At 32.3% G+C, this 26,308-nt stretch carries 14 protein-coding genes; 5 read left to right on the top strand and 9 right to left on the bottom strand.

Annotation, left to right across the window (positions count from 1 at the left end):
* Window positions 1-233: 233 nt before the first annotated feature.
* From BMY33_RS11400 to BMY33_RS11420, 5 genes are all read left to right on the top strand, one after another.
* Entirely contained in the window at window positions 234-1,757 is a 1,524-nt protein-coding gene (locus tag BMY33_RS11400; RefSeq protein WP_091408455.1) for a helix-turn-helix transcriptional regulator, read from the top strand.
* A 346-nt stretch (window positions 1,758-2,103) separates the two neighbouring features.
* Window positions 2,104-5,181: a SusC/RagA family TonB-linked outer membrane protein gene (locus BMY33_RS11405; protein ID WP_091408457.1), complete on the top strand. Its 3,078-nt coding sequence runs from the start codon at window positions 2,104-2,106 to the stop codon at window positions 5,179-5,181.
* 11 nt (window positions 5,182-5,192) lie between these two features.
* Complete coding sequence (locus BMY33_RS11410) at window positions 5,193-6,578, top strand: RagB/SusD family nutrient uptake outer membrane protein (protein ID WP_170837062.1); 1,386 nt, start codon at window positions 5,193-5,195, stop codon at window positions 6,576-6,578.
* Window positions 6,579-7,212: 634 nt separating this feature from the next.
* Window positions 7,213-10,221 (top strand): SusC/RagA family TonB-linked outer membrane protein, encoded by a 3,009-nt coding sequence (locus tag BMY33_RS11415; protein WP_091408461.1) that lies wholly within the window; start codon window positions 7,213-7,215, stop codon window positions 10,219-10,221.
* Window positions 10,222-10,233: 12 nt separating this feature from the next.
* Window positions 10,234-11,595 (top strand): RagB/SusD family nutrient uptake outer membrane protein, encoded by a 1,362-nt coding sequence (locus BMY33_RS11420; protein WP_091408464.1) that lies wholly within the window; start codon window positions 10,234-10,236, stop codon window positions 11,593-11,595.
* Window positions 11,596-11,818: 223 nt separating this feature from the next.
* Here the strand turns inward: BMY33_RS11420 and BMY33_RS11425 are convergent, their stop codons facing one another.
* The 9 genes from BMY33_RS11425 to BMY33_RS11465 form a co-directional block, all read right to left on the bottom strand.
* Window positions 11,819-15,262, bottom strand: a complete 3,444-nt coding sequence (locus BMY33_RS11425; protein ID WP_091408465.1) for a starch-binding protein — start codon at window positions 15,260-15,262, stop codon at window positions 11,819-11,821.
* A 267-nt stretch (window positions 15,263-15,529) separates the two neighbouring features.
* Window positions 15,530-16,156 carry a class I SAM-dependent methyltransferase gene (locus tag BMY33_RS11430; RefSeq protein ID WP_091408468.1) on the bottom strand — a complete coding sequence of 209 codons (627 nt, stop codon included), beginning with the start codon at window positions 16,154-16,156 and terminating at the stop codon, window positions 15,530-15,532.
* Window positions 16,157-16,165: 9 nt separating this feature from the next.
* The gene (locus tag BMY33_RS11435) at window positions 16,166-18,205 is read right to left on the bottom strand and encodes a DUF349 domain-containing protein (protein ID WP_091408470.1); all 2,040 of its coding nucleotides are present in this window, start codon (window positions 18,203-18,205) and stop codon (window positions 16,166-16,168) included.
* A 139-nt stretch (window positions 18,206-18,344) separates the two neighbouring features.
* Window positions 18,345-19,073 (bottom strand): shikimate dehydrogenase family protein, encoded by a 729-nt coding sequence (locus BMY33_RS11440; protein ID WP_091408472.1) that lies wholly within the window; start codon window positions 19,071-19,073, stop codon window positions 18,345-18,347.
* Complete coding sequence (locus tag BMY33_RS11445) at window positions 19,070-20,098, bottom strand: DUF368 domain-containing protein (RefSeq protein WP_091408475.1); 1,029 nt, start codon at window positions 20,096-20,098, stop codon at window positions 19,070-19,072. Before BMY33_RS11445 ends, BMY33_RS11440 begins: the two co-directional genes overlap by 4 nt.
* A 3-nt stretch (window positions 20,099-20,101) precedes the next feature.
* Window positions 20,102-21,067: a DUF368 domain-containing protein gene (locus tag BMY33_RS11450; protein WP_091408477.1), complete on the bottom strand. Its 966-nt coding sequence runs from the start codon at window positions 21,065-21,067 to the stop codon at window positions 20,102-20,104.
* A gap of 123 nt (window positions 21,068-21,190) precedes the next feature.
* On the bottom strand, window positions 21,191-22,588 hold the full coding sequence (locus BMY33_RS11455) for a tetratricopeptide repeat protein (RefSeq protein ID WP_091408479.1): 1,398 nt from the start codon (window positions 22,586-22,588) through the stop codon (window positions 21,191-21,193).
* A 310-nt stretch (window positions 22,589-22,898) separates the two neighbouring features.
* On the bottom strand, window positions 22,899-24,107 hold the full coding sequence (locus tag BMY33_RS11460; RefSeq protein WP_091408482.1) for an aspartate aminotransferase family protein: 1,209 nt from the start codon (window positions 24,105-24,107) through the stop codon (window positions 22,899-22,901).
* A gap of 98 nt (window positions 24,108-24,205) precedes the next feature.
* On the bottom strand, window positions 24,206-26,095 hold the full coding sequence (locus tag BMY33_RS11465) for an OstA-like protein (RefSeq protein WP_244543008.1): 1,890 nt from the start codon (window positions 26,093-26,095) through the stop codon (window positions 24,206-24,208).
* Window positions 26,096-26,308: the final 213 nt, after the last annotated feature.

Below are 26,308 nucleotides of genomic sequence, written 5' to 3' on the forward strand. Positions count from 1 at the left end.
AATTCATAATTTGTTAATTAACATTTTATTAAAACTATTAATTAACAAATTATTTGGTTTTATTTTTGCCAAACATATTGATTTTATGAACATAATATGTTGATAATCATGTTTTTAAACTGTTTGTTTGTAGTTGTGAAAGCTCTTTTTCAACGAATAAGTTATTCGATTAATTTTATGAAAATAATAATAAACATATAGTATTTTTATCTGCACAGATTTTTCAAAATATTATGCGGCAAACTCAACTAAACGTAAAATCTGCTTGTTTTCAGATATTCTTATTTTGTTTTCTTTATAGTGCAAGTTTACTAGGAAAGAATAATAAAGTAGTTTTAGAGGTAAATTTTATTTCAGACACTATTAGTGTTTTGAGTAAAGCGAATACACTTTTTAATCAAAGAAAATATGATAAAGCAATTTCTGAATACAAAGCTTTACTAGACAATAATTATAGGGATTCCACCTATTTATATAAAAGACTGGCTTTTTCTTATGCTAAGTCTAATCAACCTAATATGGCAAGTGTCTTTATAGAAAAGTACATTTTGAAGACTCTTGATGTTTCATTTGTTAATCATAGCTACTTTGATCCGATTAAAAAAAATGATAGTTTCAAAATATTACAGAAAAAGTATCAACGAAAAATTAATGTGTGGGCTTTGTTTTGTTTATATGTTGGATTTATAGGTGTTTTTATTTCTACTATTTTAATATTTAAACCAGCTAAGGACCGAATTGCTAATCTTTTAATAGGCTGTTTTCTATTATTACATTCTTTTTTTATTCTTAGAATTAGCATTCTGATTACTAATTATGAGTTTTATTTACCGCATTCATTATATGTGTCTGCATCTTTTTCTTTTTTATATGGGCCGTTTATTTATTTCTATTTTAAAAGAATTGATCAGGAATATCAACTTAAAAAAGGAGATATAATACATTTATTACCTACGGTTTTGTTTCTTGTTTTTATGATACCTATTTATTCTTTGTCTGGAGATGAGAAATTGTACATGATTGTTCATAACGCACGTCCTTATACTATTTTAATAATGTTAGCTAAACTAGTTTCCTTAATAATTTATGGTTCTTTGTTAATGGTTAAATATTTAGGTAAAATAAAATTAGATGAGACTTTTAATAGATCAGAAAAAAATTGGCGAAGAAACTTGATAGTTTTTTATAGTCTTTATACCATGTTTTATGGTACTTACGCATTTGTATTTAGAAAATATGAGTTGGGTAGTTTACTTTTTAATCTTCAAATTTTTCTGATGACTTTATTGGTCTTGTATGTGAGTTATAATACATTTTTTAACCTAGCACTTGTTAGAGATAAGAAATGGAAAACTGTAAGTATAGATAAATTGGATGCGTATAAATATAGCTCTTCAAGTTTAACATCAGAATTATCTATTGAATTAAAAGATAAATTGGTAGATCTAATGGATGAAAGAAAAGTATATAGAGATAATGATATTACTTTACAAAAGATTGCAGATCTTTTAAATACGAATAGACATAATACCTCACAGATTATAAATGAGCATTTTGGACTTAATTTCTTTGATTTAATTAATTCATATCGGATTAATGAAGCTATGTCTATTTTAAAAAATAACAAATCTGGGGTTGTTAACATTATTGATGTTGCTTATGAAGTTGGATTTAATAATAAAGTTACTTTTAATAAATCTTTCAAAAAGTATAATCAAATTACTCCATCAGAATATTTAAGAAGTTTTAGTATTTAACTAAAAGACTCCTCAGTTTTAATTTTTTATTCCTCAAAATTATAGATGTAAAATACTATGATTTTTGATTTCTGTTAAAATCAAACCTTTATATGCGAAAGGTAGGTAAAGAAGTAAAATTTCATCGGTAAAAGGGTAAAGCTTGATCAGTTTTAACTCTTTGAAGCCCTATAATCAGTTGTTTTGTCAAAAATTGCTGGAAAGAGAAATAGAGTTTTTTTATCTACAGAGTACATTGTACATTTTATAAAAAGTCAATAGATAAATTGAATTAGCCATCATTACCAATATTCTCTTTCTCTTTTCGCAATTTCTAACTGAGGTTTAATTTTATGAAATTTAATTTATGAAACAAATTAATTACAAATTACTGTTGTTTGTGTTTTTTGTATCCAGTATTTCTTTTGCGCAACAAAAGAAAATTACTGGTACAGTTACAGATGACAATGGATTACCTTTGCCAGGGGTTAACATCATTGTTAAAAATACTTCCGAAGGTACTCAAACTGATTTTGATGGAAATTATAGCATTGCTGCTTCATCCGGAGCGGTTCTAACTTATAGTTATGTTGGTTTTGAAACAAAAGAATTAGTAGTAGGAAATAGAAATAATATTAATGTTAGCCTACTAGTGTCTAGAGCAACTTTAGAAGAAGTTGTAGTTGTTGGTTTTGGAGAACGAGCGAGGAAATCTCTATCAACTTCTATTGCTACGGTCGAAGTAGATGATATTGTTAATATTGCTACACCAACTGTTTCTGGTGCCTTACAAGGAACCGTTACAGGTCTACAGGTAAATCAAAATTCAGGAACACCTGGAGCTGGTTTTTCAGTTAGGATTCGGGGAGCTAGTTCTATTCAGGGTTCTAATGAACCTTTGTACGTCTTGGATGGAGTACCTTTATTAAATGGTACACCTGGTGGGGGTAACTTTGGAGGTCAAGATAACGATATTTTATCATCATTGAATTTTTCAGATATTGAATCTATTCAGGTCTTAAAAGATGCTTCTGCTACAGCGATTTATGGATCTAGAGCGGCAAATGGAGTAGTTTTAATTACAACTAAGAGAGGGAAAACAGGAAAACTTAAAGTAGAAATTAATTCTTATTTAGGGTTTCAAGATGCTATAGAAAGATTTGACCCAGCACCATTAGGAGAATCCCTTAGATATGCAGATATAGCTTGGGATGAAGCAATAGGTGTTCCTTCAGGTACTGGATTGTTTTCTACAGGAGGTATTCTAGGGTTTAACTTTTTAGATGCTAGCGGATTGACAACTCTAGATGAATTATACGCTTCAGATTCTGATGTAAACTATGTAGATGAAATATATAGATCGGAGGCCGTTGTTAGGCAAACAGATATAAGTTTATCTGGAGGAAGTGAAAATGCAAGATACTTTTTGCAGTATTCCGATTTTAATCAAGAAGGAGTTATAATAAATCAAGATTTTGCTAGAAGAACACTTAGGCTTAATGTTGATTTTAAAGCAAGTAAATCTATTGATATTGACGCTGGAATTTCAATTTCTGAAACAGATGTTTCGAGAATTAATTCAGATAATAATATTTTTGGAGCTTTGACAACATCTTTATTGGAATATCCAGGACTTCCATTAAGAGATGAATTTGGGGAACTTACGCGAGACAATTTTTTGTTTTCTAATCCTATTCAAAATGCATTGTTAGAAAGTTCTGATGAGGTTTCTTTGCGATATATTACTAATCTTGGATTGAGAGTTAAATTATTAGAAGGTCTATCATTATACTCTAAAATAAATTTAGAAAGATTAGATTTTAGACAAGATCGTTTCTTCCCGGCTGAAACAGCACAAGGAGCAGGTGCAAATGGAGATGCATTTACATTCCAGAATTTATTTACAAATTGGGTGTCTAATACTACACTTAATTATAATAAAAAGTTTGGAGATTGGGGATTAACAGCTTTAGCCGGTTTTTCTTTTGAAGGTAGTGATACAAATCAAACTACTATAAATACACAAAATTTTCCTGAAGGATTTAATCAGCCAGCAAATGGATCAACTTTAATACAGGCTGATAATTTTAATACAGAAAGAAGACTATTCTCTTATCTGTCTAGATTAGGTGGTTCTTATCAGGATAAAATATTTATAGAAGGTACATTAAGAGCAGATGCTTCATCTGTTTTTGGACAAGGAAATCAAATAGGTTATTTCCCAGCGGTTTCTGCAGCCTATATTATCTCTGAAGATTTCCAAAGTGAAGCAATAACGAACCTTAAAGCTCGCGTATCATGGGGGCAGCAAGGAAATCAATCTGGTTTAGGGAATTTTGCCTCTAGAGGATTAGTAGGAGCTGTTAATGTAGCTGATGTTCCAGGTACTTCGATTGTTCAAGTTGAAAACCCTAATTTAAAATGGGAGATTACAACACAAACTAATTTTGGACTCGATGTATCATTATTTAATAAAATAAATCTTACTTATGATTATTATATTAAGAATACTACAGATCTATTGTTAAATAGAACATTTAGAAACTCTACAGGTTTCCTTGCGATTACAGATAATATTGGTTCTATAGAAAACATTGGACATGAAATAGGTCTTAGTGCTGATATAGTTCGTAATGATTCATTTAGTTGGAATTCTCAGGTTAACTTGACTTTTAATAAGAATGAAGTAACTGCATTGGTTCGGGATGCAAATGGTGATTTCTTACCGATTGATAGTGGTTTTGCGTCTAGAGTATCTGTAGGGCAATCATTGGGATCATTTTTTGGTTTGGTGTTTGACGGTATTTATGGACCTGGTGATGAAATCCCAGCAGCTTTACAAGCTAGAGGAGTTTCAGAAGGAGATGTTAGATATGTAGATGTTAATGGAGATGGTAACATCACTCCAGATGATAGACAATTTATAGGAGATCCAAATCCTGAATTGATTGGGAATTTTAGAAATTCAATTACTTATAAAGGCTTTGATTTAGCGGCCAATGTACAATTTGAATTGGGTAAGGATATCTATAATAATTCCCTCGCTTTTGCAGGGCCAGGAAGTAGAACTATCTTTGGTAAAACTAGAGAAGGTATATCAGATTATTATACAGCGGATAATACAGATGCTACACAACCACGACCAAGAGAAGGATCGTTACAAGTTTTTAATGCACAAGATTCTAGTCAGTATGTTGAAGAAGGAGATTATGTAAGGTTGAAAGAAGTTGTTTTAGGATACACCTTTAATACTACTTTGTTAGGAGTTAAAAATACTTCACTAAGGATATATGTAGGAGGAGATAACTTATTAACCTTTACGGATTATTCTGGTCTTGATCCAGAAGTAAATACTTTTGGTAGCGATAATGTTTCAAGAGGGACAGATTTCTTTACCCAAGGATTAAATAAAACATACAAGTTTGGAATAAACTTAAAATTTTAAATCAGATGATTATGAAGAATAAATTTTATATATCAACATTTTTGATATCATTTTTGATATGTATGTCTTGTGCAGATGAATTTGTTGATACTGAATCAGAAAACAATGTTCAAGGAGTCGATAACCAAATAGTAGATGCTTCTACAGCTGAAGATGCACTAGTTGGAATGTATAATGATCTACAAGATGCTGATTTGTATAGTGGAACTATGAACTATTATTTAGGAATGTGGGCTGATGAACAAGTGCACTCAGGTTCTTTTCCAGCATTTAGTCAAATATTCGGTAATGATCCGGATTCCGAGAATATTAACAATAACAATATGTGGGATGCATTTTACAATACGATTTTTGCAGCCAATAACTTAATTAAAGTTGTTAATACAGATTTACAAGCAATAACAGAAGATGATGTGGCACGTATTACAGGACAAGCTTATGGTATAAGAGCTTTAATGTATTTTAATTTAGTGCGCATATACGGTCCAGTACCTTTAGACTTAGAAGCCAATCAAATATCAGGTGATTTAGACGCTGCGTCTTCTTTACCAAGATTCTCTGAACAAGATGTGTATGATCAAATAAATAGTGATTTATTACAATGTATTTCCTTATTGGATGGAATCTTGGATAGAAGTGTAGATCGATTCAGTCGTGATGCGGCAAGAACACTACAAGCTCAAGTGGCATTACAGCTTGATGATTTGGTAACAGCGCAAACTGCACTAGAGTCTTTATTAAATGCGGGTTATGGATTAGCAACAAATGTAAGTGACTTATATGGAGGAGCAAATAGTGGATTAGTCCTTTCTCCAATAGAAACTATTTTTGGAATACCGTATTCAGCTACAGACGGAAGTACTATTGCATTCTTCTTTTCGGATCAACCAGATGGAGGAAGAGATGAGGTTAGATTTTCAGGATCTCTTTCTGCAGCTTTCGAACCTGGTGATGAAAGAGCTGGTTCATTAGTAAACCCATCTTCTGGGATTTCTAGAATAAGTAAATATACTCAAGCAGGTACTGGAGATGATGACGTTTATGTCTTTAGGTATGCAGATGTTTTATTAATGCTGGCAGAAGTATATGCTAAACAAGATGATGCTAGAGCATCAGGTTTAATAAATCAAGTTAGGGATAGAGCTGGTTTGCCAGATGTCTTGTTGGATTCAGGAAATGTTAATACTTTAATTCCACGAGAAAGGTTCGTAGAGTTTTTTGCGGAAAGTGGTGACAGGTATCATACTTTAAAACGTTTTGATTTATTGGATGTAGTTGTTCAGAATAAAGGTAATGCAGTGTTTATTGCAGAGAGAAATAACCTTTTTCCAATCCCACAAAATGAATTAGATAATAATACAGCGTTATCAGGGAGTGATCAGAATGCTGGATATTAATTAGATCTTAAACAATTAGATAATTATTTCTAATTTCAAAAAAGGTCATCGTGGACATAATATTGTCTATGATGACCTTTTTACTTACCCTAAGCAAAACGCATTATTTTATAGTTCTGGTCTATAATTAAATAGAAAGGAATATAATACTTAAAGTTATCGATTCTAGTTTATTTAGGAATCTAGATAGAACTTTTTTGTAGTAAATTCAATATCATATTTTATAATCAGGATTATATGTTTTATAGAAAATATACAGCTTTGTAATAAAATTAATAAGGGGAATTTTATTTATTTTTTTGATATTAAGAAAGCTTTCTTAACTTTTTTAGATTCTTCTCGAAATACTTAGTATGATAGTATAGTAGGTTCGCATTCTCTTAAAATACAGCCTTTAGTTACGTTGGGAAATTTTTATCGGCAAGGTAAATGTTTATAGGCTTTACCTATTTTTTTTACTTCTATAACTTCCTTTACAACTCAATCATTAAAAGAACGGGCAAGAGATTACCAGTAATAATCGTGTAGTTTATTCATATTGGTGATGTTATTATTGAGTTAGCCTTCAATATACTCTTGCCTCCTTTTATGTTATCAGTAAATATTGGAGTATAAATCTTGAAAAATTTCACTTATGAAAGTAAATCATTACAAACTATTGATACTCGTTTTTTTTATATCGAGTATTGCGTTAGCGCAGCAAAGATCTATATCTGGAACTGTAACAGATAGTAACGGATTACCTATACCGGGAGTTAATGTAATTATTAAGAATACTAATCGAGGAACGCAAACAGATTTTGATGGCGTTTATTCGGTAGAAGCTGCGAATGGAGAAATTATCATGTATTCTTTTCTTGGGTATGTTTCACAAGAAATAAGCATTACTAGTCAAAACAAGATCGATGTTATTCTTAAAGAAGATGTGAGTGCTTTAGAAGAAGTTGTAGTAGTTGGGTTTGGTACACAATCCCGACGGAAAATTACTGCTAATATTGCTTCTATCTCTTCAGATAAAATTAATGAAATACCAACACCAAGTTTACAAAGTACCTTGACAGGTAAAGCTGCAGGTGTACAAGTAACACAATTAAATGGTAAAGTCGAAGGAGGAGTAAAGGTAAGAGTGAGAGGGATATCAACAATTTCTTCTTCTCAAGAACCTTTATATGTGGTGGATGGTATTCCTATAACTAATTCTGATGAGTCAATTAATGATTCGCCTATAAACCCCTTAATAGCATTAAATCCTAATGATATAGAATCTATTGACATCTTAAAAGATGCTTCTTCTGCCGCCATTTATGGAGCAAGAGGTACAAATGGAGTTATCATTATTACAACTAAACAGGGAAAACAAGGAAAGACAAAGGTGTCGCTTAATTCTTCCTATGGAATAAGTAGTGCTACTAATACTAGAGATTGGCTTAATGCTGAACAGTATGTGGAATTGGTTACAGAGTCTGCTTTAAATGTTGGATTTACTCAAGCAGGAATAGAAGGACAGTTTGATTTCTATGCAAATGGATTAGACTGGAGAAATGGAGATGTAGATACAGATTGGCAAGAATTAGCGTTGGTAGATGGATCAGTACAAGATTTTGGGGTATCGGTTTCTGGAGGAAGTGAAAAAACAAGGTTTTTTATGTCTACGGCCTATAATAATACAGATGGTATTGTACGCGGGAATCAACTAGAAAGATATTCTTTTAGAACAAACATAGATCATACACTCTCAGAAAAATTCAGAGTAGGAACTAATTCAAGTGTTTCGAAATCTATAATTGATAGAATTTCTAACGATAATGCTTTTGCAACACCATTGCAAGCTATTGCACAAACACCTTTGTCACCAGCTTATTTGGCAGATGGTGTAACTCCCAACAATGAGTCTACAGAGTATTACAATTTTTTAACAGATGAATTTAATGGAAACTTTAAAACTAATATTTGGCGAGTATTAGCGAATGTCTATGCAGAGTACAAAATTTTACCTGAATTAAGTTTTAGATCAGAAATTGGATATGATTTCTTATCTCAAGTTGCAGAGCGTTTTTCAGGAAGTTTAACAGAATCAGCTTCTGTAGGAGGTTTTGGTACTGCTAATGCTGTCCAGACGGAAAAATATAACTTGAATAATTATCTCACATATACTAAAAGATTTAACGAGATTTTTGATTTTGAAACTACACTAGGTATGAGTTATGAAGATAGTCAAAGAAGATTGCAGTTCGCTCAAGGTCAGGGATTTCCTTCAGATGATTTGCAGACATTAAATAGTGCAGCAGAAATTACTGCGGGGGGATCGAGTCGTACAAGATTTAATTTTCTCTCTTACTTTGGTAGAACTACATTTTCAATTGCCGATAAATATTTATTCAATGCTAGTTTACGATATGATGGTTCTTCGCGATTTGGAGACGAAAATAGATTCGGATGGTTTCCAGCGGCATCGGTAGGTTGGATAGTTTCAGAAGAATCATTTCTTAATAGTTCAGAGGTAGTTTCATTACTAAAACTGAGAGGTAGTTGGGGAATAACTGGTAATGCTGGTATAGGAAATTTTGCTAGTTTAAGTTTATTTCAGGGAACTCCATATAACCAAAGAGCAGGATTGGCTCCTACTCAGTTAGGAAATCCAGCATTAAAATGGGAAAAAACAACTCAAGTAGATATAGGATTAGACTTTGGTTTTTTAAATAATAGAATTTCAGGAGAAATTGATTATTATGTAAAAGACACAGATGATCTTTTATTAAACGAGCCTGTTCCAGGAACTTCAGGTTTCCCAAACATTACTAGGAATGTTGGTGAAATGAAGAACAGAGGATTTGAATTTATTATTAATACAAAAAATATTGTTTCTGCAGATGGTAGTTGGAGTACATCACTAAATCTTTCAACTATCGATAATGAGGTAACTAAATTACCTGGCGGAGATATTATTGCAGGTAGAAATATTGTTAGAGAAGGAGAAACAGTTTCTTCATTTTACGTAGTAGAATTTGCAGGAGCTGACCCAGCTAATGGAGATGCTTTATTTATAAGAAATACTGTAAACGCAGATGGTACTATTGATAGGAGTACTACCAATAATTTTAATGAGGCTGATAGGATTATTGCAGGTAGCCCATATCCGGATTTTATAGCAGGGCTTACTAACAATATATCTTATAAAGGAATTGATTTTGCATTTACTTTTCAAGGAGAATGGGGTGCTTCATTATATAATAATGGAGGAAGGTTTCAATCTGGAAATGCAAGATTCTTTGACAATCAAACAACTGATCAATTAAGAAGGTGGCAACAACCAGGTGATATTACAGATGTACCACAAGCTAGATTGTTTGCAACAAATGGACAACAAGCTTCTACCAGGTATCTCCAAGAATCTGATTTTATAAGATTAAGAAACTTGACTTTGGGGTATACCATACCACAGGATGTAACAAAGAAATTTTATATGGAACGTGTAAGAATTTATTTTACAGGATTCAATCTGTTGACTTTTACGGATTATGATGGTTATGATCCAGAATCTACTGCAGATTTTAACGGAGATTCTAACATTCAGGTTGGAGAGACTTTTTATTCTGCGCCTCCTGCTAAAACATATACTCTAGGTATAAATATTGATTTTTAAAAACGTATTGATATGAAAACATTAAAATATATAAAATTTATAGTAATTGTATTAGCGATCTCTTTTATAGGGTGTGAAGACAATCTTGAGTTAGCACCAGAACAAAGTCTGTTACCAGAGGTGGCAACATCCAATCCAGCTAATTTACAAAACATATTAACTGGTATTTATGATGAAGCAGGACAAACTGTTTCTTATGGAGGACAAATAAATCTGGCATCAGAATTACTTGGAAATGATACAGATCTTTCTTGGAATGGAACCTTTGAGCAACCAGCCCAATTAATAGAAAAACAATTAGTACCAGATAATACATTTGTAAGAGATTATTGGTTAAATGCTTATGAGGTTAATAATCAAGCTAATATTGTCTTAGCAAACTTAGATGTATTTGAAGATGAATCTGAAAGAAATAGGGTAGAAGGAGAGGCTAAGTTTCTTCGCGCTCTTGTTTATTTTGATCTAGCCCGATTATTTGGTCAGTCATATAATGTAGGAGGAGGGAACTCTCAGCTTGCTGCTCCTATTGTACTTGAAGCTATACTAAATCCTAGTGATATTACTTCTCCTTCTAGAAGTTCTGTGGAAGATGTGTATAGTCAGGTAATTTCAGATCTTCTAAGTGCTTATAGTTTACTCCCTGATTCTAATGGAGTATTTGCTGATAAGTATGCTGCACAAGCATTATTAGCAAGAGTATATTTACAACAAGGTAATTTTGCTGGGGCTAGAGATGCAGCTAATGATGTTCTACAAAATAGTGGTCATTCTCTAACTGCAACTTATGATGCAGCATTTAATAACGATGGTAATTCTAGTGAGGATATTTTTGCTTGGCAAATTACTAGTCAGGATGGTGTGAATCAGATGAATACTTTTTGGGCTGGTCAAGCTTTTGGAGGTAGATCAGGAAATCCTGATGTGTCAGTGAACAGTTCTTTCTTTGATATTTTTGATGATGCTAATGATGATCGATCCCAATTTTTTTATACTACTTCTGGTGGAACCGCTACTACTAAATGGCAATCTCAGTTTGCTAATATTCCATTTTTACGTATCGCAGAAATGCATTTAATAAGGGCTGAAGCCAATTTTAGATTAACAACAGCAATAGGCTTAGATCCTTTGGCTGAAATAAACGCACTGAGGAGTAGATCAAATGCAGTAGCACTGGGTTCAATTACTTTGCAGGATGTAATTGATGAGCGCATACGAGAATTGTCGTTCGAAGGTTTTGGTTTGCACGATATCAAGAGATTAGAGGGAACAGTTGGTCCGCTGAATTATGATGATGACTTTTTGGTGCTGCCAGTTCCACAAAGAGAAAGAGATGCAAATCCAAATTTAATGCAAAATCAAGGATATGGGAGTTAATTGTTGAGTTTTTGTACTTTTCCAAAACTGCCTAGAAATTGGATTAGAGGATATCTAAGGAATGGGCAATAATCTAATTCAAAATAATTTTCTGGGCAGTTTTAATCTTTAAAAAAATAGAACCGAAGATTGTACATATCTTTTTGTACCCCAAAAGTTCACCCACTTAAATACGATGGTTTAAGTGGGTGATTTGTATGTAATAAAAATTATAATTGAGCAGTTACCTTTTTAAAATCTTCCTAGTAGAAGATTTGCCGTCTACTGTAATTTTACAGAAATAAATACCACTTGCTAAGGATCTTTCTCCAAGTCTGTATTGGTGCAGTCCTTGATTTACTTTTGTATTGATAATAGTTTGGGATGCCCCATATAGATTAATAAATTCTATTCTAACATGACTTTTATCTTTGACGATTTCTAGTTGTAATATTGAGTTTTCTGTTATAGGATTTGGAAAAACTTTAATATTACTAAAGGTTTCATCTTTTATGGTAGTATCTTTTAATCTTATCGTATCAGGGTTTTGATCGTACCAAGTTCCATTGTAATACCATCCATCTTGACAGCGATTAAGATCAGAAGTTTGAGAAGCTCCACTATTACTGAAAATAAAATTAGAACAAGAAGTATTTGATAATGTATATTGATACCAGCCATTTGTATCCAAGGTCATATATTCTCCAGGCCAAGTAGTCGTAGTTCCTGGTGCTTCTGTGCTCCAAAAATAAATAGTAGGAGCTGTATATGAGTCAGATTTAAAATACACAGTTAAGTCCTGATTTTCTTCAGGTTTACGATCATACCAAGTTCCATTGTAATACCATCCGTCTCCACATCTTTGAAGATCTAATGTTTGCGACGCACCATTGTTACTAAAAATTATATTAGTGCAATTAATGCCTTCAAGTTTGAAAGAATACCATCCATCACCTAAGTTAGTCATGCTAGTGCCTGGCCATGAAATTGTAATGTCAATTGGGGTTGTATTCCAGTAATAAATATTTGGATTAGCTAATGGTCCTTTATAATATATAGTCATTGAATCGGATGTCCCTTCTGAGAAAGTAAATGAATTACTTATAACTTGTGACGGTAATCCTTCAGCATCATAGGCAATAGCTCTTATTGTGATATCTGATGTGATAGCTATTGGAGAAGTATACCTATTCGAAGAAGTAGAAGGTTCATCACCATTAAGTGTATAATAAATTTCTATTCCTTGAGGGTTGTTATCTGTGGCGCTTAATGATATATTAACAGTTTCATCGATAATAAATGATCCGCCATTTGGTGATATTGATATTGTTGGAGGAGTGTTTTCTGTTATTCTTGGATCAGTGTCATACCATACGCCATTATCAAACCACCCATCACTATTCCTACTTAAATCATCAGTTTTAGCACCGCCATTATCGTTAAATAATAAGTTAGTACTTTGTACTCCTTCAAAAATATATTCATACCATTCTGAGTTGTCGATCTGATTCATTTGCGGTCCTGGCCAATTACTGGAAGGTAATATATCTGGGGATTCATTCCAATAATGCACATTTGCCTGTGACCATGAAGATGGTTTTTTAAAATAAACGTGTAACCCTTCTATTGGACCAATTCGATAGTTTTTTGTAATAATATCAGAAGCAGTACCATCTCTATCAAAAGCAATTGCCTTTATTATAGTGGACTGTGTAATAGTAAATGAATTAGTATAAGCTATGCTAGAAGCACTAGGGTTTGATCCATCGGTTGTATAATAAATGCTGTAAGGAGCTCCTGCACCACCTATTCCGTCTATGATAACCTGAATAGGATCCTCAGAGTTTGTAGTGTTGGGGTTGATAACTACTACTGGATTGCTAGGACCATTTACACAGTTTTCAAAGAAACCACCTCCACAGCCTCCAATAAGTCCAGGTCCATTTAATACATAGATTCCTGCCGATCCAGAAGTTACTGAAAAATTTAGCACTCCATTTTGTGCTGCAATTTCACGACCAGTAACGGCATCTCTATATAAACCATTTGTCATACCGGAAATACTGAATGATGCGCCTCCGTCTTTTGCTAACCCAACTGCAACCTCATTATTTTGATGTACTCTGCGATAGGATACAGCATTTCCTGGAGCTTCTTTCCAATCCCAACTTCCTTTTTGTAACGCTGGGACTGCTTTTCTTATAGCGTTTAGCTTTTTAATATGTTGGTATATTTGATGATTAGAAGCTTGATCAATAACTTCTCCATAATAAGCCCTGCCAGTCTCATTAATAGATTTTTCAATTCCTGATGCATCATGGATATCATTAAACTCTCCGGCTTTAAATCGCATTTCTGTTCCGTAATATACTGTAGGAATTCCTCGCCAAGTAAACATAAAGTTCATACAAGCAGCTAGATTTTCGTCGGAACCACCATAACGTCTATTCCAGTCATTATTTGGTCCAAAATCATGATTGTCTAACCAAGTAACTAATGTTGATGGATCACTATATAGATTGTCATATCGAGCGGCAGCTTTTACAGTAGGAAAAGATTGTCCTTCTTCAAAAGTTCCATGAAAGGTAGCTTCTCCAAAGAAATCAATTACAGCTAGATCTAGAGGGGCCGAGTTATTAACTTCTCCTCTCCAAGTATAGTAATGTGGATTAGTTTCTTCTACAGGATGTAATTCGTGACGTTTTTGTGCTACTTCTCCAAAAATGAATAGATCTGGATTGATAGCTTTAAAAGCATCATAAAAATATATAATATCCTCTCTACTCATATGTTTAACAGTATCCCAGCGAAAAGCGTCTACTCCCATATTAATGTACGTTGAATAGGCATTTACGAGATAATCTCTAACAACCTGACTTCCTGTGTTAAGATCAGGTGTATCACCAGCTAAGGCTCTATTTTGTAAATTTTCTACATCATCAAAACCTTGTGCAAAACCGTTTCCAGAATGATGATACCAATCTGGATTTGAAGTATCAACATAACTTTCTTTACCTGGAAAATTGTATGCTGATAGGTCTTGATTATATGGTGGAGGCATCTTTTCTAGATTAGCTCTACTCCATATTAATCCATCTTCTGGATTGGGAGTTAATCCATCATACTCCCAGTTGGGATTGTCAGCAGCGTACCAGGGTTTTGTTGGATCTGTATTATATTTTATTTCGGCTACGTCTTTTATTCCGAAACGCCCTGCATGATTGGTTACCACATCGAGAACTATTTTCATATCACGAGCGTGAATTTCATTTATCAAATCTTGGAATGTAGCTCCGGGAGATTCTAAACGCGGATCAACTTTCGTGAAATCCCACGCATGATATCCATGATAATCTAAAGGGCTGCGGTTATGTACGATTGGAGTTATCCAGATAGCTGTAAATCCAAGGTCTTTGATGTAATCTAATTTCTGAATTAATCCTTTAAAATCTCCTTTCCAGGTTACATCATCTGGATCCGTAATTGTAGGGTTAATAGTTGGATCTGGATTGTAAGAAGACCATTCTGTTGGTGCATTATTGCTGGAGTCTCCATCAAAAAAGCGAGAAGTCATTAAAAAATAAATTGTTTCTTCTCTAAAGTCCGTCTGTGCAGTTAAAACATGAGAATTGAGAAATAAGCTCCATAGACATATAATGCCTAGAAGTTTAGGTAGTGAGTTTTTCATAAGTTTTAGTGTTTGAATTGTGTTTTTGTGAAATTTTATACTTCTTTCAGAAGTCGATTATTAAATTGTCATATTGATATAATTAATTAAGTATTGTTAATAAGCTGATACTTTTTTAGTATAAAAAGTAATGAATTAGCAATTTAGGGAATAATCGAGCATTAATTTGAATGTTTTGTCACTCAAACGTTTTCGTGTTAATAAGATTTGTAGATCAGTTTTTAAAGTAGCATAATAAGTGAATGTTATTACTTGTATTACAGAAACTTACTTTTTGAAGCTAATCAATTTATTGGAAATTAATAGCTCACTAAAATGATACTTATTTTTAATCCAATTCAATGTTTTTTTTGTGTAGAAAAATACATGGGTAGGATCATTTTTGTACCACCAAGAATTGAAATCAATAGAATCATCATAAAGGTAAGTTTTACAGTATAAGTTTCCTTTCTCTCGTAACAAGGAGTGTAACAATTTAAATTCATGATTTGGATGGTAAAAATGTTCCATCACTTCACAGCAGGCAATGTAATCATAGGTTTGTTGTAGTGCTTTTGAGTTAGGATCAAAAAACGGATCATACGTAGAAATAATATAACCAGTATTTCTGAGCATAGAAGTAATTACTGGACCACTGCCACTCCCAAAATCTAAACCTTTATGTTCCTCTCCATAGTTTTCGATGATGGTGTTCACTATGGGAGAAACAAAGTTTTGATAACCGAGGTCTGTAACATCATTATTATGAGTTTCATATCGGTCTTTTTCATCTGTATTAGAAAGAAAATAACTGGGATGCATTCCAATTCCATCACAATTGGTGCACCTATGGTATGCTCTTTTTTTGGTAACAGAAAATTTTACGGTTTTAGAACCGCAAAGAGCACAATTCATAAATAGCTATTAGAGTTCTTTGATTTTCTTTAGCTTGTTTTTCCAGACTTGTAAATTCTCTTTATGTTTTCCGATGTTTTTCTTTACTTCTATTACTAGAGGGTTGTTGTCATCCGCATGTTTAAAGAATTGTAGATTATTTTCTAGCTGACGTATTTCGCCATGAACTTCATCTATCTTTTTACGAATGAAATTTTGCTCATTCCTAAGTGCTCTATCATCTGATTGATTAGCAAGAGAACTGAGTTTGTTCTCATATTTAATCATTTCGATTTGCTGTCTGCTAAGGTTGAGTTTTTCAAAAAAGCCGTCTAAGACCTTGTTGTAATCTGACTCTATATTTCGCTTTTTATATGGAACTCGGCCTAAACTCTTCCAAATATTAATATTTTCTTTGATAGTATTAAGATCAGCTTCGGGATCACCGGATAATTTTAGTTCTTTAAGAGACTCTATGTGAGCTAATTTTTTTTCGTAAGAAACTATTTCTTCTTTATTAGCTTCATTTTTTTCTGCGTGGATTCGATCGAAATAAGAATTACAGGCATCTTTAAACCTTTTCCAAATTCTATCACTATCTTTTCTAGGAACGTGACCTATTTTTTTCCAATCTGCTTGGATTTTTTTCATCAATGGAGTGGTAACAGAAAAGTCATCACTGTCCTTATTATCTTCAGCAATTTTGATAAGTTCCATTTTCTTATTCAAATTTTCGAACTGATCCTTTTTAAGACCTTTATAGAAAGCATTTTTATTTCTATTAAAATCTCTTACCGCACTCTTAAATTGACTCCAGGTTTCTTCATTTGAATTAGGAGGTACTTTTCCAGCTTGAAAAAACTCTTCTCTAAGTGCTTCTATTTCTTTAATCTTTTGTTGCCATCCTCCATGATTTTTAGGATGTTCGGAAGCAACAGTGATAATCTTAGCAATGATTTCTTGTTTTACTTCTAAGTTTTTTTCATAAACTTTATCCTGTATTTTAAAGAAATCTTGACGATTTTCGTGAATCTTTTTAGTAAGCGCACTGAATTTTTCCCAGATCGGTTCTCTATATTCTTTAGCAACAGGTCCCAAATCTTCTTTCCACATTTTATGAAGAATTTGTAATTCTCTAAATGCTCTATTTACATCAGTTTCCTGCGCTAATTCTGTTGCGCGTTCTATGATTTTAAGTTTTTGCTCTAGATTGTGCTTAAAATCTAGATCTCTAAAATCTCTATTAAGATGAAGAAAATCATAAAAATTTTCAGTGTGATGATGGTAGGTGTTCCAAACCGTGTTGTATTTATCTCTAGGGATTGGACCAGCATTATGCCATCTTTCTTTTATATCCTTGAAGTGATTATATGTAGTGTTTATATTTTCTTCTACATTTAATAAACCTTTTAACTCTTCAATTATATCTAATCTTTTTTGAAGATTAACTTGAAGGTCTTTTTTAAGGTTTTGGTAGTAAGCATTCCTTTTTTCTTTATAATCAAAGTAAACAGAATTAAATTCTTTTTTTAGTGGGGTAGAGTAGTAGAAGTCTATTATATTACCACCATCCGCTAAAAATTCATCTTTTTTCTGTTCTACTTCTTCATTAAATTTGGCATTAAACTCAGTTTTTATTTCTTCAACATGCTCTTTAATTGCCTGTATTTTTTCACTTTTAACTAGATGACGTAATTCAGATATGAGCTCTTCTTTGCTCATTGCATGATAATCTTTCTTTTCTATATCGTGTCGCTCTAACTTGCTTTCATCTTCACTGTCCTTTGCTACAGCTTCATCCATTTCATTTAGGATCTCGTTATCAGATTCAGAAACCACTTCTGTATTATTTGTTTCTTCAGGAACAGTATTTTCTTCGGTAGAAGACTCTTCAGTCGAAACTATATCTGTACTAACTTTTTCTTCTTCAGTATTTTCTTCAGAAGAGTTATCTTGAGACTCCTGAGAGATAGGTGCTTCTGTAATTTGATTTGCGGAATTTTCATCTACAGTTTTAGCCTTATTCTCTTCATTTCCATCTGCTTTTGGCAGGTTATCGTGTGTGGACATTATATAAAATGTTTTTGTTTGTCTGAGCTTAACGATTGACTAAGATACTAACATCTTATATAAAGTCAAAGCAATTGCTCTGTTTTAGGAGTTACATTTGTAGGAAATGTAATATAATTTTGATATTAGAAATAAAAATTTATTGATTCCAAATATCCCAAGATTTTTCTGCTTGCAGCACTAACATGCGTAAACCATTACAAGTTTTTGCTCCATGTTCTTTTCCTTTTTTCATAAAGGTTGTTTCTTCTGGGTTATAAATAAGATCATACAAAACGTGATGTTCACTTAAATATTCAAAAGGAATATTTGGATGATTTTCTGTATTAGGATGTGTGCCTAATGGAGTGCAATTAATAATTAACTTAAAATCTCTTATAATATCCTCATCAATATCATTGTAGCTAAGTTCTTTGAAATCAGGATTTCTAGAGACGAAATTGTACTTTATGTTTAATTTGTTTAATGCAAAAGCAATTGCTTTTGATGCCCCTCCTGTCCCTAAGATTAAGGCTTTTTTAATCTTTTTATTTAATAATGGTTTTAGAGATTCAGTAAAACCGTAATGATCACTATTGTATCCAGTTAGTTTTCCATCTTTACCAAACTTAATTACATTAACTGCACCAATTTCTTCTGCAGTTGGATCTAATGAATCTAAGAAAGGTATTACTTCTTCTTTATACGGAATAGTTACATTCATTCCTTTGATTCCTTTATCTTGTATTATAGTTTTTAATTCTTCAATTGTTTTAAGATCAAAATTTTGATAGGAACAGTCTAAATTTTCATTTTTGAATTTATTAGAAAAATAGTTTCTAGAAAATGAGTAACCAATATCTCTACCTAATAATCCGTATGTATTCATGTTGGTTTGGTTTTTAGTGTTTTTTTTCCATACCATTCCAACCAGAGGACAATTCCTATACCCACTAACACAAAAAAGAAAGCAGCATAGGTTGGTATTATTGTGAGATCAGGAAGATAACGATCGTAATTATCAAGTATTGGATTTCCTTGTGCATCTATCAATATTTCTCCTAGATTATTTTTTTTATACATTTTGTGCTTCCAAGGCCAAACAACTCCTAAAGACCCAGTAATAAAACCGATAATAGCGGCAAAGGTTGCATTTTTATAGTGTTTTAAAACATAGCCTAAAAAATGAGATAATGTAACTAAACCAGTAATGGAGCCTAGACTGAATACAACAAGTACCTGTAATAATCGTAATCTTTTAGCATTTTCTATAAAAGATAAATCCCATTGTATGAGGTCGGCTATAGTATCATATAGAGCGTTAACTGCATCCACTAGTAATAACACATAGTTACCAAATAGGATTAAGATAAAAGAACCTGATAACCCCGGTAATGTCATTCCCGAAACTCCTATGATACCGCAAAAGAATACAAAGAATAAATTATCATTCTCCTTGGCAGGCTCCAGTAAGCTAATACTTATTCCTACAATAGTCCCAATGATAATAAAACAAATATTGCGTTTACTCCAATCATCAAAATCTTTTACTATATAATATATAGATCCAATGATCATTCCGAAAAATGCTGCCCAAACATATAATTCATAATGAATGATTAGATAATCAAGGATTTTGGAAACACTAAAATAACTGATTAGCATTCCCAATATCAAAAGGGCGAGAAATCTACCATTTATATACCTCCAAAAACTCTTAAACCTAAAATTGATAAACAGCTTAAATGCTTTCAGGTTTATTTTCTGAAGAGAATGAATAAATTCTTCATAAAAACCAGCAACAAAAGCTACAACTCCTCCAGAAACTCCAGGTACTTTATTAGCTGCTCCCATAGCCAAACCTTTTATGACTAGAAAAAACTTATCACTAAACGTTCTGGTGTTTTGAGCCATATATTAATCCTCTTTTTTTGTAGCGAGTCGTTCTAACATTAGAATTAAGAAAAACCCAACAGTAATAAAAAGAAGTACCAATATAATTCTTGGATCGCCATCAAAATTTGAAGGGAATATACTTTTCTCGATAAAAGGGACTTCAATACCTTCTGAGTTAGTTCTCCAAGAAAGCACTTTTTTCCAAGGCCACAATTTATTTAATGAACCTATCATGAATCCTGTTAGTAAAGCTAAGGTCATATTCTTATGGTTATTAAACATCCAGTTCAATATTTTTGAAAAAAGTTTTAAACCTGCGATTGCACCAACAGCTATAATAAGTATTTTGTAGAAAGCTTGCCACATTAAATTAAAATCTAAGGATGTCAGTCCTTCTCTAAATTGATTTAGTATGCCAATGAATGTTTCATATGCTCCAAGAATTAATAGGATGAACGCTCCAGAAACTCCTGGTAAAATCATTGCAATTATGGCTATGAAACCACAAAAGAGCAAGTACCAAAGGCTTTCTGGTGATGCTATTGGTTCTGCAATAGTTATGAAATAAGAAATAACTGCCGCCAAAATTATACTTATAAGAACCTTAGGATTCCAAGTTGTTATTTGTTTTCCGATATAAAGTATGCTGGCCAAAACTAATCCAAAGAAAAAGGACCATAATAATAAAGGTTCGTTGTGTAATAGCCATTTGATGATTTTGGCTAATGAAAGAATACTAATCGCAATACCACAGAATAATGCTAACAAAAACGAAAGATTGTATTTTTTCCAAGAGGTTACGAATCCTTCATTTTTCCATGTCTTGAAAAAATTGAGATCTAGATTATTGATTGTAGAAATTAGTTCTTCATATATTCCAGAAATGAAAGCTATGGTTCCTCCTGAAACTCCAGGAACAACATCTGCAGCTCCCATGGCAATTCCTTTGACCGAAACTACCAAATAGTCCTTAAGACTTCGTTGCATTATTTTTGATTTAGCATGTGTTATACAAACAAATGTATGTATTTTTTGTTGTAAATTTTATTGTTACTGTAAGGAAATTAAAGTAAAGGATTTGATTTGCAAAATCAACAAAAAGTAGGTTGTTTACCTTTTATATTCCGAAATTATATTCTGAACTAGTGTAAGATTAAATACTTGTTCAAATAATTCTTCTAAAATAATGGTAAATTCTAAATCTAACTCCAATGCTTTTCTTAGATGAAATTCACCTTTAGTAAATTCTTGCTTTTCATAAAATAAACCTGCTAGTCTATATTGTATTTCGGCATTTTCCGGATAAAACTCAATAGCCTGCTGTATATTCTGAATGGCAGCATCAGATTCACCAATAAATTTTAAGATGTCTGATCGATTCAACCAAGTTTCTAATTCGTAATTACCTAGCTCTAAAGCTTTTCGGTATCCTCTTTCTGCTTCTTCGAAAAAGGCCAAACGATTATTAATCTTAGCATAACGTTTCCAATACAAAACATTTTCAGAATCTATACTAATAGCTTTGTTGGTATAGTATAAAGCTTTCTGATAATTACGCTTTCTCAAATAGAAATCAGTGATCGCAATCCATCCTTTATCTAATAATGGATCTTCGTGTACTGTTTTAGAAAAATGTTGGATAGCCAAATCATCACTACCTAATTTTTCGAAACATTTTCCAATTCTTAATAAAGCAAAAGAAGTAGGATCATCTAATTCTAAAGTGATACGATAATTTTCTATAGCTTCATTGTAGCGTTTTAATTTTTCTAAAACTTTTCCTTTTTCTAGATAAGCGCCAATAAAATACTCGTCACTAATAATTGCAAAATCAAATGCTGCTAACGCTTTTTTGTAATCTTTAAGATCAAAGTATTGCTTACCTACTTGATGCCAAGCTACTTCACAATATGGGTTTTTATCTAAAAACATATTGAGATAATTGATCGCTTCTTCGTGCTGTTCAAGGAAATCAAAACAGTATATGATATTATATAACGCTGAGTAATCTTGATTGTCACTTTCTAGACATCTCATAAAGTTCACTTTTGCATTTTCGAAATCATCCATGAAAAGGTATTCCATTCCTATAAGTGAATATACATCTGCATCATCCGCAGTGTACTGAAGTGCCGTACTTAATAATTCAATAGCTTTTAAGTGATCGTTTTGTTTAGAAAGAATATTTGCTTTTTGAATATATATTTCTTCATTTTCTGGTTCCAGCGCGTGGAGTTGAGCAAGAAGATTATCAGCTTTGTCTAAACGATCTTCAAAAACAAGAATTTCAACTTGTAATAATTTTAGATTAACGGAAGAAGGGTGCTGAGAAAGTCCTAGAGAAATCGCTTTTTTGGCTTTAGCGATTTTTCCATTCTCTAGATAATGATGAATAATAGATTCAAACTCATCAGAGTCAAAAAATTTAACATCATTAGATCTCAGCATAGACTCGTATCGAGTAATTGAGAAATTATTTTCTTCGAATTCTTCGTGGTTAAATTTCATACACGTTGATTAAAGATGCTCATAAACCATAAATGTGTTGTAAATCTTTTTTGTTTTCCCCAACAATTAAGAGTAATACAAAACACCTTACCTAATTTATTTTAGCATTATTGATTTCCTCTGTATTAAAATTACAAATGAATTGGTATAATACTACTTCGGAAATCATTTGTTTGTTAACAAACTAATTAACAAAATGCGTACCATTTATAAATGAATGGTTTACAGTTTTGTTATATAAAAGCCTTTAAATACTATTGGAAGTGTGATGCGGTGAGATAGCTTACTAAAGATAAGGAATTTATATGAATTAAATATTATCATTATTAGAACTTTTAAAATCTAGAATTCCATTCAATACTTCGAGGATTGTTTGGCAACCGATATGAATTTCTTCCTCTGAGATCGTTAAAGGCGGTGTAATACGTACAGCTTTTGGTTCAAAAAGTAACCAAAAAAGAATAAGTCCTTTGTCTTGACACCTTAAAACAATTTCATTTGTTATATCAGCAGAGGTCGTTATAATAGCTAGCATTAATCCTGTTCCTCTTATTTCTTTTATTAATGGATGTATTAATAAGGATCTAAATAATTTTTCTTTTTTTAACGTTGCTGCCATTAAGTCACTTTCTGTAATTTCCTGTAATGTTGCCAAAGCGGCAGCCGCAATGACAGGATTGCCTCCAAAAGTAGTAATATGACCAAGTTTAGGGTTGTCTTGTAATTGATCCATCATTTCGGTAGAAGCTGTAAAAGCACCTATTGGTAATCCTCCTCCCATTCCTTTTCCCATAACTACTATATCCGGTACGATATCATAATTTTGAAATCCAAAGAGTTTACCTGTACGACCAAATCCAGGTTGAATTTCATCAAGAATTAGTAAAGCACCAACTTCATCACAACGTTTCTTAACTTCTTTTAGATAACCGTTTATTGGTTCTATAAAACCTGCGCCTCCTTGTATAGTTTCTAGAATTACACCGGCGGTCTTATTCGTTATATGTTGTAAATCTAATTTTTTATTAAAGGTAATAAAGGAAATATCTGGAATCAATGGTCTGAAAGCTTGTTTTCGCTCTTCAAAACCCATTACGCTCATTGATCCCATTGTATTACCGTGATAAGCTAGTTTAGCTGCTATAATTTGACTTCTTCCAGTAACCCTTCTTGCTAATTTTAAAGATCCTTCTATTGCTTCGGTTCCTGAGTTGGTTAAGTATGTTTTTTCTAAAGGGTCGGGTAGAAGAGAAGCTAGTAATTTAGTGAGTTCTACTGCTGGTTTTTGAATATATTCTCCATAAACCATTACATGAAGATATTTATCTAGTTGTTCTTTTATAGCATTTACAACTCTAGGATGTTTATGTCCGAGACTACAAGCAGATACACCTGCAACAAAGTCCAAGTATTTTTTGTTTTCTGCGGAAAAAATATAGCTTCCTTCAGCATGTGAAATTTCCATAGCCAAAGGATGTGGAGTAGTTTGGGCCTGATATGTAAAAAAATCTTTTTTCACCTGGGTTAAGTTAAGTCAATCTAATAGACACATTTAAAAACTTGATAGCTTATTTTGATTGTCTGAAAAAAAATAATTTAGAAAAACGGTAGGGTCTTTTATTTCTTTTTTTGAATACTATCTAAAGCTTTTTGATTTTTTAATGTCGTTACCGTAATACTATCTCGTTGTCTTGCACTTCGATTAAGGTCATGATCTACAAAAGCTACTTTTTTAGGCAACTCTTTTTTAGAAGTTGAATCCTTTTTCTTTTCCGCTTTTATATTTTCTTTACTCCTTTTTTTTGGTTTTAGAATTTCATCTAGCTCTTCATTAGTTTCTTTTAATTCTGCATCTTCTAATTTTTGCTCTAATAATCTAGAACCTTCAGATTTGTTTTCTTCTAAACGTTTTATAGTTTCTTCATCAAAGAAGTCATCATCTTCTTTAGGAAGTGGTATCCCAGTTATTTTTGTCAGCTTGGGAGGTGTTTCTCCTCTAAAAAGATCTTTTTTGCTAAGTATTTGTTCTTCTCCTCTCCACTTAAAACCTGACAATTCTCTGGCGTTCTCAGGTAGATCAATTTCTCGATACAATGTTCCGTCTACATTTTGGTAATAGTAGACATCTACAATTTCTCGTTGTTCTAATAATAATTTAATAGAACTAGATAATACTTTGTTGATACCAATTAGCTTAAGTTCACCTTCACTTTCTCTTTGATAAAATATAGTTTCTGTATTCTTATCGATATCTACTTGATAAATTTCATTGTCTTTAAATAATCCATACAGCGTTTGACCTTTTACCTGATTATATCCAGCTTTTAGGGTATCTTCTTGGACTAAAAATGCATTCTGATATACGACTAATGAATCAAGTTTTTCAGTTTCCGTATTTGAAATAATTTTTATAGTATCTCCAGTCATCTGATTTCGTTGAGACCAAATAATGGGCTTACCAATCATTTTCGTATATCCAGTGGTTTGATCAACATTAATAGAATCACTCTTACCACTCATATTACTTTTAAAAATTCGAACATCATAAAAACCATTCATAATTCTACGCTCCGGTTTTCCTGTTACCATTAAGGTATCACTATGGATATAAATAGAATCTTTCTCTTGTAATGTTGCAGCTAGAGCTCTCTTAGTAATAAATACAGAATCTTTATCTTTAAAAACTTCCGCGTAATGCCCTGTTATTACAGAGTTGTTAGCTGTGTCTAATACTTTAATATTATTGGTTGCGGATGCAAATTGTATGGCACTATTATAAAATATACTATCACCAAATACAGTACGATTGTCATAATCGATTCGTGCATTTTTAATAGCATATCCAGTTTTTACCTTTGTGTCATAAAAACCGCGCTCGCAATAAAGTGTGCTTTCTTCTCCTTTTACCGTAGATGGTCCATATAAATAGGCATGTCCATTATCCGTATAATAATCTAAACGATCAGAATCTATTGTATTTTCTGGATTAACAATTTTTACTTTTGTATTAAACGAATATTGTTTTCTATCCATAAAATACCTACCTATTATACTGGTCAACGTATTCGATGAATCTCTTACCGTTCCCCCACTTCTATAATAAGCTTGTTGTCGTAAACGATCAAAAAATAGCGTATCTGTGGTTAATGTATTTGATGGAGTTTCTAACAAGACTTTCTCTCGCGCATAGGCAAATTTACTATTACCATTGTATTCTGCATAAGCACTGGTCATGGTTAGGGTGTCTCCCTGTTTCATTTTTACGTTACCAAGAGCTTTAATGAACTTATCTTCTCCATAATGAATCGCTTGATCACACCAAATTTCAATACCTTCATGTTCGATATAAACTTGTTTGTTCACCTTGGCTAGAATTGTTGCTCCAGGAAAACGTCCTTCATTTTTAATAGTACGATCTGATTGAACCCTGATTTTTTTACCTTCTTGAGCAAAGGAGATGGTAGAAAAAAGTAATATAAAAGTTATATAGAAAAATGTATTTTTCAAGTATCTGTAATTTGTCTGCAAAATAACGAAAATTGTATGTAATGATTGTATGGGTTCATGCATAAATACTTAAGCAATTAAGTTTTGTTGCATTTTTGATATAAAATCAATTGATCCTTATAATTTTCTATTAGTCGTTATTAAGTTTTATAGCATTATATTTTAGGAATAGGATTTTTATATAAAGAGCACCCCTAATTTTGTAATCTAAGT

Origin of the sequence: Aquimarina amphilecti (assembly GCF_900109375.1) — a bacterium.
Taxonomy (GTDB): Bacteria; Bacteroidota; Bacteroidia; order Flavobacteriales; family Flavobacteriaceae; genus Aquimarina; species Aquimarina amphilecti.